This is a genomic window from Archangium sp. Cb G35, from assembly GCF_001896145.1.
Taxonomy (GTDB): domain Bacteria; phylum Myxococcota; class Myxococcia; order Myxococcales; family Myxococcaceae; genus Archangium; species Archangium violaceum.
On the sequence record NZ_MPOI01000002.1, the window covers coordinates 901216 to 917887 of the forward strand.

Sequence of the window (16672 nt, forward strand, 5' to 3'; positions counted from 1 at the left end):
GGCAAATACACACCATGGGATACCGTTCAGTCTTCGCTCCTGGCACCTTCGCGAACCGCACCATCATCGTCACCGGTGCGGGCAGCGGCATCGGCCGGTGCACCGCGCATGAACTCGCGTCGCTCGGCGCACACGTCGTCCTCGTCGGCCGCAAGCCGGAAAAGCTCGCGCGCGTCGCCGGAGAGCTCGCCGCCGAGGGACATGCGTCCACGCAGCATGCCGTGGACATCCGCGATGAGGAGGCGGTACGCACCATGGTCGCCACCGTCGTCCAGGCGCGCGGCCGCATCGACGGGCTCGTCAACAACGCGGGCGGGCAGTTCCCCTCGCCGCTCACGCAGATCTCCAAGAAGGGCTTCGAGGCGGTCGTCGCGACGAACCTCACCGGCGGATTCCTCGTCGCACGCGAGGTGTTCACACAGTCCATGAGCGAGCACGGCGGGGCCATCGTGAACATGCTCGCGGACGCCTGGAATGGCATGCCGGGCATGGGGCACTCGGGCGCGGCGCGTGCCGGCATGTTCAACCTGACGCAGACGGCCGCCGTCGAGTGGGCCTCCGCCGGGGTTCGCGTGAACGCCGTCGCGCCCGGATGGGTCGCCTCGAGCGGCCTCGATACCTACGAGGATCCGGCCATCCGCGCGCTCATTCCCCAGCTGCGCCGGCAGGTGCCCCTGCACCGGCTCGCCACCGAGGCAGAGGTGAGCGGAGCCATCGTGTTCCTCCTCTCCGACGTGGCGGCGTTCATCACCGGCGAGGTCATCCGCATCGACGGGGGCGCGTCCTGCAACACGAAGACCCTCCCACTGCCGGCTCACTCGCGCTCGAAGCCGTACGAGGGGTTCCATCTCGCCGCGCCGCCGAAGATCCTCGACGGCCCGAAGGAGAAGTGACGTGCCAACGCTCGTCTCCCGCATCGAACCGGCCTCCTCCGCCTTCGTCACGAACCGGAAGGAGATGCTCGCCCGTGTCGCCGAGCTGCGCGCCATCGAGCAGAAGTCGCGTGACACCGAGCAACTGGCCCGCGAGAAGTTCCAGCAGCGCGGGCAGATCCTGCCGCGCGAACGCCTGGCGCTGCTGCTCGACCGGGGTTCCCCCTTCCTCGAGCTCTCGACACTCTGCGGCTACAAGCACCACGACGACACCGATGGCTCGCTTGCCGGCGGCAATACCATCATCGGCATCGGGTTCGTCTCGGGCGTGCGCTGCCTCGTGAGCGTGAGCAACTCCGCCGTGAAGGGCGGCACCGCCACGCCCTGGGGAACCCAGAAGGTGCTGCGCGCGCAGGAGATCGCGCGTGAGAACCGGCTGCCCGTCGTGTCGCTCGTCGAGAGCGGCGGCGCGAACCTGCTCTATCAGCAGGAGATCTTCATCCCGGGCGGGGAGACCTTCTACAACCAGGCGAAGCTGTCCGCGGCCGGCATCCCCCAGGTCACCATCGTCCACGGCTCGAGCACGGCCGGCGGCGCGTACATTCCGGGGCTCTCCGACCACGTCATCATGGTCCGCGGAAAGGCGAAGGTGTTCCTCGCCGGCCCTCCCCTCCTGCGCGCGGCCACGGGCGAGGTCGCCACGGACGAGGAGCTCGGCGGCGCCGAGATGCACGCCACTGTTGCCGGTACCGCGGACCATCTCGCCGAGGACGACGCCGATGGGGTTCGCATCGCGCGTGAGGTCGTCGCGTCGCTCGGGTGGAACGATGCCTCGCCGCCGCCCGCGCACTCCGCCTTCGAGCCGCCCCGCTACCCGGCGGAGGAACTGTGTGGCGTCGTGCCCATCGACTACCGGCGGCCCTACGACTGCCGCGAGGTGATCGCGCGGCTCGTGGATGGCTCGGACTTCACGCCCTTCAAGGACGACTACGACGCGCTCACCGTCTGTGGCTGGGCGCGCCTCGAGGGCCGGGCGATTGGCATCATCGGCAACAACGGGCCCATCACGCCTAGGGGCTCGACGAAGGCGGGGCAGTTCATCCAGCTGTGCTGTCAGGCGCGGACGCCCATCGTCTACCTGCAGAACACGACCGGCTACATGGTGGGCACCCAGTCGGAGCAGGGCGGCATCGTGAAGCACGGCGCGAAGATGTTGCAGGCGGTGGCCAACGCGACCGTGCCGCAGGTGACGATCCTGCTCGGGGGCTCCTTCGGCGCGGGCAACTACGGCATGTGCGGCCGCGCGTTCCACCCGCGCTTCATCTTCGCCTGGCCGAACGCGCGCACGGCGGTCATGGGCGGCGAGCAGGCGGCGAAGGTGCTCTCCATCGTCATGGCCGAGAAGGCCCGGCGCTCCGGCCAGCCTGTCGACGAGGAAGCGATGAACGAATTCGCGCGGCCACTCATCGAGCAGTTCGACCGCGAGTCGGATGCCTTCCACTGCAGCGCGCGGCTGTTCGACGACGGCGTCATCGATCCACGGGACACGCGGCGGGTGCTCGGGTTCATCCTGGCCACGTGCGAGGAGGCCGGGCGCCGCACGGTCTCGCCCAACACCTTCGGCGTCGCCCGGCTGTAGCGAGGGAACCATGAAGCGCATTCACAAGGTGCTGGTGGCGAACCGGGGTGAGATCGCCGTGCGCGTGCTGCGGACCTGCCGCCGCCTCGGCCTGCGCACGGTCGCCGTCTTCTCCGACGCGGACCAGGACGCCCCCCACGTTCGGCTCGCCGACGAGGCGGTGCGCCTGGGGCCCGCACCCGCGAAGGAGTCGTACCTCTCCATCGAGCGGGTGCTCGCGGCGGCGGCGGCGTCCGGTGCCAATGCCATCCATCCCGGTTACGGCTTCCTCTCGGAGAACGAGGACTTCGCGCGCGCGTGCGCGGAGGCCGGCCTCGTGTTCATCGGGCCGCCGGCGGAAGCCATCGAGCTGATGGGAAACAAGCGGCAGGCGAAGCTGCGCATGCAGGCCGCCGACGTGCCGTGCATCCCCGGCTACGAGGCCGCCCGTCCCGGCGAGTCGCTCGACGACGAAGCCCTGGTCAATGAAGGCAAGCGCATCGGGTTCCCTGTCATGGTGAAGGCGGCGGCGGGCGGCGGCGGGCGTGGCATGCGCCTCGTTCGCGAGCCCGGTGCACTGCTCGACGCCATCCGCTCCGCACGCTCGGAGGCGGAGAACGCCTTCGGCAGTGGCGAGCTCATTCTCGAGCGTGCGATCGAAGGCGCGCGTCACGTCGAGGTACAGGTCTTCGCGGACGAGCACGGAAACGCGGTGCACCTCGGCGAGCGCGACTGCTCCATCCAGCGGCGGCACCAGAAGGTGGTCGAGGAGAGCCCGTCCCCCGCTGTCACGCCAGCGCTGCGCGAGCGCATGGGGGCCGTGGCGGTGCAGGCGGTCCGCGCCATCGGATACCGCGGCGCGGGGACCATCGAGTTCCTCCTCGCTCCAAGCGGCGACTTCTTCTTCATGGAGATGAACACGCGCCTGCAGGTCGAGCACCCGGTGACGGAGCTCGTGACGGGGCTCGACCTGGTCGAGTGGCAGTTGCGTGTCGCGGACGGCGAGCCGCTCCCGCTGACGCAGCCGGAAATCGCCTTCCGCGGGCATGCCATCGAGGTGCGGCTGTGCGCGGAGGACCCGGCCCACGGGTTCCTTCCCCAGACGGGCCGGCTCCTCGCGTGGGCTCCGCCGGCTGGCGAGGGCATCCGTGTCGACCACGGCGTGCGCGAGGGCCAGGAGATCACGCCGTTCTACGACTCCATGCAGGCGAAGCTCATCGCGCACGGGCCGGACCGTGAGACGGCACGCGAGCGGCTGGCCGCGGCGCTCCGGGAGCTGACGGCGTTCGGTGTCACCACGAATGGCACGTTCCTCCAGCACGTCCTCGCGCACGAGGCGTTCATCTCCGGCCGGTACGACACGGGCTTCGTCGCCACGCACATGCCCCCGGAGACGCTGCGGGCGCTCGGACAGGCTTCCGCCGAGGACCAGGCCGTCCTGGCCGCCCTGCTCTTCCACGACGACGCGGTGGCACTCGCGCGGCGGGGAGGCTTCGACGCGACGATCGCCGGATGGAGCAGTTCCTACGCCCTGCCGGTGCCGATCGTCCTGAATGATGGGGCCTCGGAGTTCCGCGCCTCGGTCCGCCCCGTCGCTCCGGCGGAGTACGAAGTCCACATCGGCGACATCCGTGTCGCGCTGTCCCTGCGCTCCATCGCCGCCGAGCACGCCGAGGCCGAGGTGGCGGGAAGGCGCCGCGCGGTCCGGTACCGGCGCGCGGGTGGAACCCTGTGGTGCTCGCTCGATGGCGTCACGCGCCACCTCCACGACGTCTCCTTCCGGCTGCCCTCCGAGCGCGAGCGCGCCAGCGACGGCCGCCTGCGCGCGCCGATGGACGGCCGCATCATCCGGGTGAACGCCGAGGCCGGAGCGACCGTGAAACGGGGCGACGTGCTGGTGGTGCTCGAGGCGATGAAGATGGAGTCGCCGCTCGTCGCGCCCACCGACGGTGTCGTCACGGCGGTGAACGTCACGGTCGGGGCGCAGGTGCCTGCACGCCACGTCGTCGCGGTCGTCTCGCCCGGGGGAGAGTGAGCGGCCTGCTCGCCCTCCACGCGGGCGCCAAGGAGTGACTCGGACCGCGCTCACAATCCCCGCTCCCGTGCTCAGCCCGGACGAAACGCAGCACTACCCAGGAGCGAGCGCATGAAGGTCAAGACGAACATCCGGGGTGGATTCAATCCACAACCCGACCCGCCGGGTTGATCCAGCTCGACGCGACAACCTGGAGCACGCACATGAAGGTCAAGACCCACATCCGAGGTGGATTGAATCCTCAGCCCGAACCACCGGGCCTCCGCTGAAGGAACACCGGGCACGAGTCGCCAGTGGGCGGGACACTGCCTGCTGGCGACTCGCGCGCGCCGTCGAGCTCCCGGAAGGAACTGGAGCGGCGGCTGTTACGGCACGCAGTAGTTCACGGCCATCTGCTCGGGAACCTCGGCGGCGAGAATGGACGCGTGCCTGGCGTCCGCTCCGAACATAGGAGGAAACCGAGGGCTTTTGGAGAAGGCCCCTGTGCGCCATCTGGTAGCACCTGCAACTATCGACCGGTCTCGCCGATCATCACTTGTCGATGCGCTCCTGGACCTCGAAGCTCCCGGCCTTCACGACGTGCTTCTCGACCACGAGCTTGTCAGCGCGCAGCGTGCCGCGAACCTCCAACGCATAGTCGTTGTAGTAGGCATCGACGAGCGAGGCCTGGAGGTCGCCACCGATGATGACCGGGCCCTCCGTTTTGAACGTCTCGCACGTGAAGTCGCCGCCCACGAACAGCGCGCGGCCCTGGACGTTGGACGCGGTGCCCTTCACCGTGAGGTTGCCCGTCACCAGCAGCGAGCCGATGTTCAGCTTGCCGTCGATCTCCAGGTTGCCGTGGTGGCACAGCGTCGAGGCGGAGAGCTTCTTGACCTTCTTGTCCTTGGGGGCGCGCGTGGACACCGCCTGGATGAGCCCGATGGCGGCGAAGACGAGGTCCGGCCTGAACGAGGACTGCTCCTGGATGCCCTCGTAGAACTCGTCGAGGGTGATGGAGTGCTCCTCCACGAAGACGCCCTCCATGAGCAGCCGCAACCGCGCCCAGGACTCGGCGCTCACGCCCGCGGGCGCCTCCGCCGCGAGGTAGCGCAGGACGTTCTCCTCGGAGAGGTCCTTCGCCTTCTTGGGAGGCGGCGGCCGCTGCGACTTCGTTGGCTTCAGCAACTCCACCAGCAGGGACACCACGCCCTTGCTGTGCTGCGAGCCGCGCGCGCGGCCCAGGACGGTGCTCCCGCCCGGTGACGGCGCGCGCGGGTCCACGCCCTGCTCGATGAGGAAGCACACCACGCGCGCCGCGCCGAACTCCGCGGCACGGTGCAGCGGCGTGTCGTAGTGGACGGGCGCGCGGATGTCCGCGCCGTACTCCATGAGGAGCTGGATCAGCTCGACGTTGTCCTGGGTGACGGCGATGAGCAGCGGCGTGTGGCGGTTCACCGTCTCGAAGTCCAGTCCTACGCCCGAGGCGAGGAGCTTCCGGATCTCCCCGAGCGTCACCTCGTTCTCCGCCTGCTCCTCCTTCAGACGTTCGAGGTACTCGGCCTCGTTCTTCGGCTTGACGTAGGTCTCGATGTAGTGGTGGTCCCGGATCCTGCGGATCAGCCTCTCCAACTCGTACTGCTGTTGCGTCATGTGTGCCTCCTGAACCTTCATGGGTCACGACCCGCGCTTCCGCGGCTTCCGCTCCGCCGCGGCCTGGCGTGCGACGTCCACGAAGGCCCGCAGGGCCGGCGAGACCTGGGCACGGCTGGGAAAGTAGAGGAAGAGGCCGGGGACCACGGGCGCGAAGGGCTCCAGGACCACCTTCAAGCTCCCACGCCGTAGCCGCTCGGCGACGGTGGGCTCGAACGCGTACATGAGCCCCATGCCGGCCTCGGCCATCTCCAGCATCAGCGTCGTGTCGTTGGTGATGATGGGCCCCTGGACCGGGATGCGCCAGTTCCGCTGCCCGCGCTCCAGCTCCCACTGATAGAGCCCACCGGTGGTCGTGGAGCGGATGCAGATGCATTCGTGCGACAGCAGCTCCTTCGGCGTCTCCGGGACGCCCTTCCGCTCGAGGTACGCTGGCGCGGCCACCACGACGAACCGGCTGGGCTCGAACAGCCGGACCTGCACCATGTCGCGCTCGATGGACTCCGACAGACGGATGCCCGCGTCGAGCTCCTCCGCCACGATGTCCACGAAGCGGTCCTCGACCCGGGCTTCCACCTCCACCTTCGGGTAGAGCGCATGGAAGCGGGGCAGCAAGGGAGCGACGACGACGGGCACGGCGATCGCTGGGACGGACAACCGGACCCGTCCCGTCACCTCGCCCGGCTGAGCCGAGGCCGTCTTGAGCGCATCGAGCGCCTGGTCCACGGCCGGCCCGGCGTTCTCCAGCAGGCGCCGGCCCGCCTCCGTGAGTGCCACGCTCCTGGAGGTCCGGGTGAGCAGGGTGACACCCAGGCGCTCCTCCAGTTGGCGGACGGCCTGGCTCAAGGCGGACGGAGAGACGCCCAGCATGGAGGCAGCGGGCGCGAAGCCACGGTGGCGGGCGACTGCGAGGAAGCCGTGCAGGGCATTGAGTGGGGTCAGGGCCATCGTGAAGATTTTCTAAGTGGCCCATGTGCATTCCGCCAGTTTCGGATGCGATGTATCCGGTGCATATCAGGAGCGGTCGAGTCAATCCCCCTCTTGAAGGAAGACACCATGCTGAAAGCCCTCGCTTACGCCGCCGCCGCTAACAAGCCCCTGGCGCCGTTCTCGTTCGAGCAGCGCGAGCCCGGCCCCCATGACGTGCTCATCGACATCCTCTACTGCGGCGTCTGCCACTCCGACATCCACCAGGCGCGTGATGAGTGGGGCGGCTCCATCTTCCCCATGGTGCCGGGTCACGAGATCATCGGCCGGGTCAAGCAGGTCGGCCAGCACGTCACGAAGCTCAAGGTGGGCGACATGGCGGGCGTCGGCTGCATGGTGGATTCCTGCCGTGACTGCGCGTCGTGCCGTCAGGACCTGGAGCAGTTCTGCCTGAAGGGCGTCGCCTACACCTACAACAGCACCGAGATGGACCGGAAGACGCCGACCCGCGGCGGTTACGCCTCGCAGATCGTCGTCGCCGAGCACTTCGCCCTGAAGGTCCCCGCGGGCCTGGATCCCGCGAGCGCGGCGCCCCTCCTGTGCGCCGGCATCACGACGTATTCGCCTCTGCGGCAGTGGAACTGCAAGAAGGGTGACCGCGTGGGCGTGGTGGGCCTGGGCGGGCTCGGCCACATGGCGGTGAAGTTCGCCGCGTCCATGGGGGCCGAGGTGACGGTGCTCAGCACCTCACGCGCGAAGGAGGCCGATGCCCGCCGGTTGGGCGCACAGGGGTTCGAGGTCACCCGGGATGAAGCCACCTTCCGGAAGCTCGCGGGCCGCCTCGACCTCATCATCGACACCATCTCCGCGCCGCACGACTACAACCAGTACCTGCGCCTGCTTCGCCCCCAGGGCGCGATGGTGCTCGTCGGCGCTCCGCCGGAGCCGGCGCCCGTGGGCGCGTTCTCGCTCATCAACGGCAACAAGCGGCTGGCCGGCTCCAGCATCGGAGGCATCGCCGAGACGCAGGAGATGCTCGACTACTGCGCCAAACACCAGATCGTCTCCGACATCGAGATCATCCCCATCCAGAAGATCAACGAGGCCTACGAGCGCATGCTCAAGGGGGATGTCCGCTACCGCTTCGTCATCGACCTGGCGTCGCTCTCCAGCGAGACCGCACGGTAGGCTCAGCCGGAGGCCCCCTCCCCCACGGGTGACGCGCGCGCGGCGGCGAGCACCTGCTCACGGAGCCAGCGGTGAGCGGGCTCCTGTTGCCGATGCGGATGCCAGAGCTGTTGCACGCGGAGCGGCTCGTGGGGGCGCTCCACCGGCACCACGGTGAGCGGGAAGGCCTCGGCGAAGCGGCGCGCCACCCGCTCCGGCAGCGCGGCGATGATGTCGGTGCTCGCCAGCACCCAGGGCGCCACGAGGTAGTGCGGGGTGAAGAGCACCACGTTGCGGCGGAGCTTCGTCTTGCGCTCGAAGCGCCCCTCGGTGCCGCCGCGCGGTGAGACATGGAGCTGTGGCAGTGACAGGTCCAACTGCCGCGGATTGCGCAAGGCGGGATGGTGCGCGCGGCCAACGAGCACGAAGCGCTCGCGCACCAACACCTGCCGCTGGAGTCCTCGCGGTGCACGATCCCCCGGAGCGAGGTCGAAGACGCCGAGGACCAGGTCGAGCTCTCCGGATTCCAGCTCGACGGTGGGAAAGTCACGTGGGAGCGGGACCACGCGAAACTTCACGCCGGGGTAGCGCGCGAGCTGCGCCGCGAGCTGGGGAAGCACGAGGAGCTGGGCGTGGTCGCTCGCGGCCAGCACGAAGGTGCGGTGCGCGGTCTCGGGCGCGAAGTCCTCGGGCGGCATCAGGGCTTCCTGGAGCTGCCGCAGCGCGAGCGTGAGCGGCCCACGCAGGGCCTGGGCCCGCGCGGTGGGCACCATGCCCTGACGGCTTCGCACGAAGAGCGGGTCTCCGAGCGCGTCGCGCAGGCGGGCCAGCGCGTTGCTGGTGGCCGGCTGCGAGAGCCGCAAGCGAGCCGCCGCGCGCCCCACGCTCTGCTCGATGAAGAGCGCGTCGAGCACGCGGAGCAGGTTCAGGTCGAAGGTGGCGAGATTCACGCCGTGAATCTCAATCATTCCCACATCCAGAAGGCAAATGACGCGGCGGACGGGCACCTTTCGCTCGAACCCTCCAGGAGGAGTGCCCCATGCGAAAGCTCATCGTGTTGTCGTTGCTGTCCACCGCGTGCGCGTCGTTGCCCCCGGCGGCGCCCCACGCCTTCGTCCCCCCGCCGTCCCCGGGCACGCCGCTCCAGGTGTGCTGGGTGGACACAGGCGGTTTGACGGCACCAGGGGGGTACGGCGCGGGCGGCTCCACCGTCGCGGACACGTGGGAGGTCACTTCCGCGGCGCTCGTCATCCGCCACCCGAAGGGCGATCTCGTGCTCGACACCGGCATCTCTCCCCACGCGCAGGAGGAGAAGCAGGAGCTGGGCGCCTGGAAACGCTTCATCTTCTCGCAGACGGCGGGCCGCAACGAGCCACGGCGGAACTTGAAGGACGCCCTCACCGCGCTCGGGGTGACGCGGCCGAAGGCGCTGCTGCTCTCTCACGTACACGCCGACCATGCCGGCGGAGTGGCGTCGCTGCCGGACGTACCGGTGTGGCTGGCCGCCGAGGAGAAGCAGCTCATCGAAGCGGAGCTCGAGCACCCGCACGGGGTGGCGCTCCCCGCGCATGCCCGGGCATTGAAGGACCGCATGGTGCCCCTCCCCTTCGAGGCGGAGCCCTACGCGAACTACGAGGCCCGCTTCGACGTCTTCGGTGACGGCACCGTGGTGGTGGTGCCCACCTTCGGGCACACACCGGGCAGCGTGGCGACGTTCGTGAACGTGTCACCCACCCAGCGCTTCGTGCACGTGGGAGACCTCATCAACCTGAGGGAATCCATCGAGCGGAACGTGGGGAAGTCGTGGCTGATGCGGCAGTTCACCGACGAAGACCTCGCACGCACCCAGGCGGAGGTGGCGAAGCTGGTGCAGCTCCACGCGCGGGATCCAGGGTTGCTCATCCTGCCCGCGCACGATCGCCGCGCCTTCGTGGAGCTCTTCGGCACCGGCGACGGTGAGGTGCCGCCGTGCATTGGCGTGCCGCCGACGTCAGCGGACGCGAATCACTAGCTTGCCAAAGGGCCCACGGTCCAGGTGCTCCAGCGCCTTCGGGAACTCGGCGAGGGAGTAGACGGTATCGACCACGGGCGCGAGCGAGAGCTGGTCGGCCGCGCGCACCAGGTTCTCCAGGCCGCGCCGGTGTCCCACCAAGATGCCCTGGATGACGCCCTGCGACTGGAGCAGCGGAAGCACCGGGAAGCGGGACTCGAAGCCTTCCAGCACGCCAATCAGGGAGATGCGCCCGCCGGACGCGAGCGCCTTCGCCGAGCGGGCGAGGTTGTCCCCACCGACCAGTTCCAGGATGTGGTCGGCGCCCTCGCCCCGGGTGAGGTCGAGCACGGCCTTCTCCCAGTCGGGCGTGTGGCGGCGGTGGATGCCGTGGGCCGCCCCCAGCGCTCTCGCTCGGGAAAGCTTGTCCTCATCCCCCGAGAGCACGATGACCCGAGCGCCCATGGCCGAGGCGAGCTGCACCGCGAACAGGGACACGCCGCCCGTCCCCTGCGTCACCACCGTCTGGCCCGGGCGCAGGCCCCCCAGCTCCACCAGCGCGGTCCAGGCGGTGAGCCCGGCGCACGGCAACGTGCTCGCCTGGAGGTCATCCAGCGTTCTGGGAGAGGCCACCAGCCAGCTCTCGGGCATGGCCACGTACTCGGCCAGCACGCCCGGCGCGCTGCCGCCCAGACTGCGCACCCCGCCATTCGCGCGAGGCAACGGACCGTCCACCCAGTCGGTCTGGAAGTTGGCGATGACGCGGGCACCTTCCGCGAAGCGGTGAGCGCCCGCCCCGGCGGCGACGACCTCTCCCGCCATATCGGAGGTCGGAACGAACGGCCTGGACGAATCCGAGTACCCGGCCCCATCCAGGACGAGCTTCTCGCGGTAGTTGAGTGACACCGCCGAGACGCGGATCAGGACCTCGCCCGGACCCGGCCTGGGAATCGCCACCTCCGCCAGCTCCAGGTTCGCCCGGCCCCCCTGCAACAACTGCCACCGCTTCATCGTGCCACCCATCGTCTTGCTCCCGGTCAGTGCGTGGAAGAACCGGGAGGGATATAAAGGCGAGTGGTTTTCTCCAGTAGCGACATCGCGTCGGTTCACCGTGGACACGAAGTCGCCAATGGGAGCGGAGTCATGATGGAGCGCCTCAGTGGAGTCGTCGCGTTCGTCCAGGCCGCCGAGGCCGGGAGCTTCGCTCTCGCCGCCGAGCGCATGGGCCTGTCGCGCTCGGCCGTTGCCAAGAGCATTGCCCGGCTGGAGGTCCGCCTGGGGGCACGCCTGTTCCTGCGCACCACGCGGCGGCAGAGCCTCACCGAGGATGGCCAGGCCTTCTACGAGCGCTGCGTGCGCGCGCTGGCGGAGTTGGAGGCCGGCACGGCGGCGCTGGACTCTGGCCGTCGCGCCCCGACCGGCCGCCTGCGCGTGAGCGCGCCGGTGATGTTCGGCCGGCACTGCGCGGCCCCCGTGCTCTGGGAGTTGGCCCACCAGCATCCCGGATTGGAGGTGGAGGTCTCCTTCAGCGACCGCGTGGTGGACCTCATCGAGGAGGGCTATGACCTGGCGGTGCGAGTCGCTCCCCTCTCGGACCATGCCGGCCTGACGGCTCGCAGGCTGGGCGTCCAGGAGATGCTGGTCTGCGCCTCGCCGGCCTACCTCGCCAGGCATGGCCATCCCGCGACACTCGCGGAGTTGGACGGCCACGAGGCCGTCGTCTACGGCCGCAACGGCATCTCCAAACCCTGGCGGTTCCCGGATGGGCAGGGGGGCGAGAAGCTCGTGCCGGTCCCCTCGCGCCTGCGCTTCGATGACGTGGAGACCATCGCGGATGCCGCGGTGCAGGGCGCCGGGCTGGCGTGGCTCCCCTCCTGGCTCGTCGCGGAGCGTTTGCGGGACGGGCGGCTCGTCGCGGTGCTGGAGGAGGAGCGCCGTTACGGCAATGAGATCTACGCCGTGTGGCCGCGGACCAACCACCTGCCCTCGAAGGTGCGCGCCGCCATCGACGTGCTCGTCGCGTGCATTCCCGAGCGGCTGTCCGGCGAGGAAGGCGTGTGATCCTGGCTTGCCCGCCTCGTACACCCATGTTAGGCGGCCACACGCCTGTCACCTGACATTGCGATTCAGAATCATTTTCAAGAGCCACAACATGTCTCCTCGAATTCCAAGTACTCTCGTGGGCGTCTCACTGCTCGCGCTCTCGACGGCGGCGGTTGCCCAGGAGCAGGAGCAGCCGCTCACCCTGGACACCGTTCATGTCGAGGACGAGCGGGAGAGCGCCACGGGTCCCGTGAACGGATATGTCGCCCGGCAGAGCGCGAGCGGCACCAAGACGGATGCGTCCCTGCTCGAGACGCCGCAGTCGGTCTCCGTCGTGGGCCGTGAGCAGATGGACGCCCAGCAGGCGCAGAGCATCGTCGAGGCCACGCGCTACACGCCCGGCGTCCGCTCCGAGTCGTTCGGCGCCGACTCGCGCAACGACTGGTTCCTGATGAGGGGCTTCCCCTCCCAGGAGGCCGGCTATTACCTGGATGGGTTGCAGCTCTTCTCCAGCTCCTTCGCCACCTGGAGGCTCGAGCCCTTCGGGATGGAGCGGATCGAGGCGGTGCGGGGCCCCTCGTCGGTCCTCTACGGCGGCACCAATCCCGGCGGCCTGCTCAACCTCGTCAGCAAACGGCCTCCCGCCGAACGGCTCCTCCATGTGGAGGCCGGCATCAATGAGTACCTCAATGGCTACGGCGCGGCCGACCTCGGCGGCCCCATCGGTCAGGGCGGGCAGTGGTTCTACCGCGTGACGGCGTTGGCCCGGGGCGGCAACACCCAGGTCCAATACACCGGCAACAACCGGCTCTTCCTCGCCCCGAGCGTGACCTGGAAGCCGACCGCCAATACGAGCCTGACCCTTCACGGCAGCTACCTGGTGGATCGCACGCGCGGCCAGAACTTCCTGCCCTACGTGGGCACCGTCGTGAACGCCCCCTACGGGCGCATCCCCACGGAGCTCTTCACGAGCGAGCCGGACTCGGACCACTTCAAGCGTGACCAGGCGCTGATCGGCTACGAGTTCGAGCATCGCTTCAACGACACCTGGACGGTGCGCCAGAACCTGCGCTACGGCCACCTCGCCCTCGATTTCCAGACCCTCTATGGCGTCGGGTACGCGGGCTCGCCGGAGGACGAACAGCTCGCCCGTGGCAACTTCGTGACGACGCCGCTCACGAATCTCTTCACGGTCGACAATCAGGCCCAGGTTCGTTTCGACACCGGGCCGCTCCAGCACACCGTGCTGTTCGGACTCGACTACAAGCACTACGCGCTCGACGACGAGCAGGGCTACGAGGCCGGAACCTCGCTCGACCTGCTCGAGCCCGCCTACGCTCCCGTCACGCCCACCGCCTCGCGCTACGCGGTCAACGCGGTCCGCCAGAACCAGTTCGGCGTCTACCTCCAGGACCAGCTCCGGATCGCCGAGCGGTTGAACCTGGTGCTCAGCGGACGCCAGGACTGGGTGGGCCTGCGGCTCGACAACTCGCTCTTGCCGGCCTCGAGCTACGACGGCGGCGAGCAGGCCTTCAGTGGCCGCGCGGGCATCATCTACACCTTCGACAACGGCCTGGCGCCGTACGTCAGCTATGCCCGCTCCTTCAACCCGGTCGCCGGGGTCACCGCGACGGGAGAGCTCTTCGAGCCCGAGCGCGGCCAGCAGCTCGAGGCGGGCATCAAGTTCCAGCCGGACGCGGCGAAGGCCACGCTCAATCTCTCCGCCTTCGAGCTGCGGCGGGAGAACTTCCTGACGACGGATGGCGCCTTCAACCAGCTGCAGATCGGCGAGGTGCGCTCGCGCGGCCTCGAGCTGGAGGCGAACGCGAGCCTGGTGCAGGGCCTGAACCTCATCGGTTCCGCCTCGCTCTACCAGCTGGAAATCACCCAGGGCGCTGACTTCGAGGTGGGCAAGGTTCCGGTGGGAGTGCCCCAGCTCCTCGCCTCCCTGTGGCTCGACTACACCCTCCAGAGCGGAGTGCTCCAGGGCCTTGGGATCGGGGCGGGTGCACGCCACGTAGGCGCGTCGTTCGCCGATCGCAACAACACCCTGGAGGTGCCGGGCTTCACGCTCGTGGACGCGGGCATCCACTATCAGAAGGGCCCCTGGCAGGCGGCGCTCAACGCCTCGAACCTCCTGGACGACACCTACGTCTCTGCCTGCAGCTCCGCGACGGCCTGCTTCTACGGTGACCGGCGCCGGGCCACGTTCAAGGTCGGCTACACCTGGTAGCCATGGGGAGGCGTCCCGAGGGGTGCCCGAAGGGCCTCCGGTGGACGCTTCCTCGCCAGGCCCCTCGCGAGGCCTCCACACCCCAGGGCGAGCGCGCACAGCAGCAGCTCCGAGATGAAGACGGGCGGCAGTCCTCGCGAGATCGCCGTGAACAGGTTCGCTTCCCGGAAGGCCACGTCCGCGACGACGACTCCGCCGAAGAGCGCCGCCGCCCCCATGCAGAGCACGACGCCCGCCTGGCGTGACGACGCCCGAGGCACGAGCGTCAGAACGGCCGCGAGCGCCCAGGCTCCGAGGAACAGGCCGAACTCCCAATCAGCCCGCCGCGGCATCTCCGGCAGCGCGCGGTTCGCCGCGAAGTAGACCGAGGTCCCGAAGACGAGCCCTCCGGACACGCCCACTGTCAGCCGCTCCAGGAGCCGGTTGCCCAGGTGCTCGCGCTGGCTGTCCCGCCGCTCGAGCCAGATGAGGTTGCCGGTGAGGATGACCGCGCACATGGCGAACGCGAGCAGGGCATAGAGCAGCTTCAGCAGCAGCCCCCCGTAGTGCGCATAGTGCAGGTCGAAGAGCACGCGCTCGAAGGAGAAGGAGGGGGTCGCGTACTCCCGGCTCGTGGAGAGCGGAGCGCCGCTCACCGAGTCGATGAAGGCGAAGTGGTCCGCACCGAGCGGCTCGAGCTGGAAGAAGACACCCGCCCACGCGTTCGCGTCACCGTGGAGCTGGAGCTCGACGTAGCGGGGCGTCCCCGTGGCTCCGGGCACGGCGGCACGGGCACGGGACACGAGCTCGTCGATGGGGCGCATGACGGCGTCCGCGTGGGCCGCCTCCCGGACGGGCTGTGCGTAGCCCGCGAGCTCGCTCACCCGCCTGGGGTTCCGGTCGAACACCGTGGCCGTGAGCCCCTGCCCCGCCAGCGCCGAGAGGCACAGGACGGCGCCCGTCCAGCCCATCATCGCGGTGAAGGGCAGTCCGAAGACGCCGAGCACCTTGTGCGCATCGGACGCGGAGAAGCGCGGCTTCTGGGAGGGGCGGAATCGCCACCACTGCTGGCGCAGGTCCTTGAGGTGGATCCACAAGCCGCTGACGAGCGCGGCGAGCGACGCGATGGCGAGCAGGCCCGTGAGCTCCATGCCTCGCGGCACCCGGTAGAAGAAGTGCATCCAATAGAGCTCGCTCGAGAGGCGGCTCCGTGGGGTCAGCTCCGCGCCGGTGACGGGATCGAGCCAGAATTCCCGCGGCTCGCCCGGCGGGAAGACGTAGGCCGTGACGAAGCGTGTCTCCTCGTGCGTCAGGAAGCCCACATGCGCGCCGCGCGGGAGCGGGCCCTGCTTCGTCAGGTGGGCCATCAGCGCATCGAAGGACGGGGCCGGACCTCCGCCGGGGGCGGCGTGGAGCGCGGGCTCCTGCCACACCTCGAGCTCCTCTCGGAACAGCGAGAAGACGCCGCAGAAGAAGATGACGAACAGGAAGAGGCTCGCGACGACGCCCGCCCACGCGTGCAGGTCCCACTGGATGCGGAAGGTGCGCGGGGCGAGCTTCACCCGAGCCTCCGAAGCATCAGCGCGATGGCGACAGGCCCCGAGAGGGCGAGGCACACGCCCCACGCCACGCGCCCGTTCCTCAGCAGCGGCAGCGCGCACGCGAGCACCACCCAGAGTGGCACCATCACGTGGAATCCGATCAGATAGGCCACTTCCGGAGACACCGGGAGGAACGCCACCAGGCCCGCGCCCACCGCGAACGCGGCGAGGGGCGCCCCCAGGAGGGCGGCGAGTGTCCGCGCGAGGCTGTGTCCCGCGGCCTTGCTCTCGGCCACCACCGTCACCCCATGGCTCCCGCGAGCAGCGCGGGCACGAGCCCGAACAGCCCACTCACGATGGCAACCGTCCGCGCGTGCCCGGGCCGGGGCGCCAGGACGAGCACCAGCACCGAGGCCACCGTCATGGCGAGGACGAGCGTCACGAGGAGTCCTTGCACGGCACCGTACGCGGCGATGGAGGACGCCGCCGCGGCGAGCGCCGCCACCGCCGCCACCCACCGCGAGGAACCCCGCTCCCCGTTGCTCAGGAACGACACCGCCGACACGGAAAAGGCGAGCGCCGCGAGACTCAACACCGCCACTCCGTTGGATGCACCCGTCGCCAGAACATGAGAA

At 69.4% G+C, this 16672-nt stretch carries 14 protein-coding genes; 7 read left to right on the plus strand and 7 right to left on the minus strand.

Features of this window, described 5'->3' with window-relative positions; translation table 11 throughout:
• The first annotated feature begins 14 nt into the window (after positions 1 to 14).
• The 3 genes from BO221_RS10220 to BO221_RS10230 are packed head-to-tail and all read left to right on the plus strand — an operon-like array spanning position 15 to position 4525.
• Positions 15 to 893 (plus strand): SDR family oxidoreductase, encoded by an 879-nt coding sequence (locus tag BO221_RS10220; protein ID WP_073560174.1) that lies wholly within the window; start codon positions 15 to 17, stop codon positions 891 to 893.
• A gap of 1 nt (position 894) precedes the next feature.
• Positions 895 to 2511: an acyl-CoA carboxylase subunit beta gene (locus BO221_RS10225; RefSeq protein WP_073560175.1), complete on the plus strand. Its 1617-nt coding sequence runs from the start codon at positions 895 to 897 to the stop codon at positions 2509 to 2511.
• 10 nt (positions 2512 to 2521) lie between these two features.
• Positions 2522 to 4525, plus strand: coding sequence for an acetyl-CoA carboxylase biotin carboxylase subunit (locus BO221_RS10230; protein WP_073560176.1), 2004 nt, complete (start codon positions 2522 to 2524; stop codon positions 4523 to 4525).
• A gap of 531 nt (positions 4526 to 5056) precedes the next feature.
• On the opposite strand, the gene BO221_RS10235 is transcribed toward BO221_RS10230, so the two are convergent.
• Positions 5057 to 6157, minus strand: coding sequence for an ankyrin repeat domain-containing protein (locus tag BO221_RS10235; RefSeq protein WP_073560177.1), 1101 nt, complete (start codon positions 6155 to 6157; stop codon positions 5057 to 5059).
• 24 nt (positions 6158 to 6181) lie between these two features.
• Positions 6182 to 7105, minus strand: coding sequence for a LysR family transcriptional regulator (locus tag BO221_RS10240; protein WP_073560178.1), 924 nt, complete (start codon positions 7103 to 7105; stop codon positions 6182 to 6184).
• Between the two features lie 108 nt (positions 7106 to 7213).
• Between BO221_RS10240 and BO221_RS10245 the strand changes: the two genes are divergently transcribed.
• On the plus strand, positions 7214 to 8272 hold the full coding sequence (locus BO221_RS10245) for an NAD(P)-dependent alcohol dehydrogenase (RefSeq protein ID WP_073560179.1): 1059 nt from the start codon (positions 7214 to 7216) through the stop codon (positions 8270 to 8272).
• A gap of 2 nt (positions 8273 to 8274) precedes the next feature.
• Here the strand turns inward: BO221_RS10245 and BO221_RS10250 are convergent, their stop codons facing one another.
• On the minus strand, positions 8275 to 9219 hold the full coding sequence (locus tag BO221_RS10250) for a LysR family transcriptional regulator (RefSeq protein ID WP_073560180.1): 945 nt from the start codon (positions 9217 to 9219) through the stop codon (positions 8275 to 8277).
• A gap of 71 nt (positions 9220 to 9290) precedes the next feature.
• Here BO221_RS10250 and BO221_RS10255 point away from each other — a divergent pair, with 71 nt between their 5' ends.
• Complete coding sequence (locus tag BO221_RS10255) at positions 9291 to 10262, plus strand: MBL fold metallo-hydrolase (protein WP_073560181.1); 972 nt, start codon at positions 9291 to 9293, stop codon at positions 10260 to 10262.
• Here the strand turns inward: BO221_RS10255 and BO221_RS10260 are convergent.
• Positions 10242 to 11264: an NAD(P)-dependent alcohol dehydrogenase gene (locus BO221_RS10260; RefSeq protein ID WP_198956080.1), complete on the minus strand. Its 1023-nt coding sequence runs from the start codon at positions 11262 to 11264 to the stop codon at positions 10242 to 10244. The two genes, BO221_RS10255 and BO221_RS10260, sit on opposite strands and share 21 nt — an antisense overlap.
• Before the next feature lie 120 nt (positions 11265 to 11384).
• Here BO221_RS10260 and BO221_RS10265 point away from each other — a divergent pair, with 120 nt between their 5' ends.
• Positions 11385 to 12302, plus strand: coding sequence for a LysR family transcriptional regulator (locus tag BO221_RS10265; protein ID WP_073560182.1), 918 nt, complete (start codon positions 11385 to 11387; stop codon positions 12300 to 12302).
• Positions 12303 to 12393: 91 nt separating this feature from the next.
• Positions 12394 to 14517 (plus strand): TonB-dependent siderophore receptor, encoded by a 2124-nt coding sequence (locus BO221_RS10270; protein WP_073560183.1) that lies wholly within the window; start codon positions 12394 to 12396, stop codon positions 14515 to 14517.
• Here the strand turns inward: BO221_RS10270 and BO221_RS10275 are convergent.
• The 3 genes from BO221_RS10275 to BO221_RS10285 are packed head-to-tail and all read right to left on the minus strand — an operon-like array spanning position 14505 to position 16632.
• Positions 14505 to 16058, minus strand: coding sequence for a PepSY domain-containing protein (locus tag BO221_RS10275; protein ID WP_073560184.1), 1554 nt, complete (start codon positions 16056 to 16058; stop codon positions 14505 to 14507). The two genes, BO221_RS10270 and BO221_RS10275, sit on opposite strands and share 13 nt — an antisense overlap.
• Positions 16055 to 16342 (minus strand): hypothetical protein, encoded by a 288-nt coding sequence (locus BO221_RS10280; protein WP_073560185.1) that lies wholly within the window; start codon positions 16340 to 16342, stop codon positions 16055 to 16057. The genes BO221_RS10275 and BO221_RS10280 overlap by 4 nt, the downstream gene beginning before the upstream one ends.
• Positions 16339 to 16632: a hypothetical protein gene (locus BO221_RS10285; protein ID WP_073560186.1), complete on the minus strand. Its 294-nt coding sequence runs from the start codon at positions 16630 to 16632 to the stop codon at positions 16339 to 16341. Before BO221_RS10285 ends, BO221_RS10280 begins: the two co-directional genes overlap by 4 nt.
• Between the last annotated feature and the right edge of the window lie 40 nt (positions 16633 to 16672).

Coding starts and splice junctions, on each gene's coding strand:
- BO221_RS10220 (WP_073560174.1), top strand. CDS start 15: ATGGGATACCGTTCAGTCTTCGCTCCTGGCACCTTCGCGAACCGCACC.
- BO221_RS10230 (WP_073560176.1), top strand. CDS start 2,522: ATGAAGCGCATTCACAAGGTGCTGGTGGCGAACCGGGGTGAGATCGCC.
- BO221_RS10235 (WP_073560177.1), bottom strand. CDS start 6,157: ATGACGCAACAGCAGTACGAGTTGGAGAGGCTGATCCGCAGGATCCGG.
- BO221_RS10240 (WP_073560178.1), bottom strand. CDS start 7,105: ATGGCCCTGACCCCACTCAATGCCCTGCACGGCTTCCTCGCAGTCGCC.
- BO221_RS10245 (WP_073560179.1), top strand. CDS start 7,214: ATGCTGAAAGCCCTCGCTTACGCCGCCGCCGCTAACAAGCCCCTGGCG.
- BO221_RS10250 (WP_073560180.1), bottom strand. CDS start 9,219: ATGATTGAGATTCACGGCGTGAATCTCGCCACCTTCGACCTGAACCTG.
- BO221_RS10255 (WP_073560181.1), top strand. CDS start 9,291: ATGCGAAAGCTCATCGTGTTGTCGTTGCTGTCCACCGCGTGCGCGTCG.
- BO221_RS10260 (WP_198956080.1), bottom strand. CDS start 11,264: ATGGGTGGCACGATGAAGCGGTGGCAGTTGTTGCAGGGGGGCCGGGCG.
- BO221_RS10265 (WP_073560182.1), top strand. CDS start 11,385: ATGATGGAGCGCCTCAGTGGAGTCGTCGCGTTCGTCCAGGCCGCCGAG.
- BO221_RS10270 (WP_073560183.1), top strand. CDS start 12,394: ATGTCTCCTCGAATTCCAAGTACTCTCGTGGGCGTCTCACTGCTCGCG.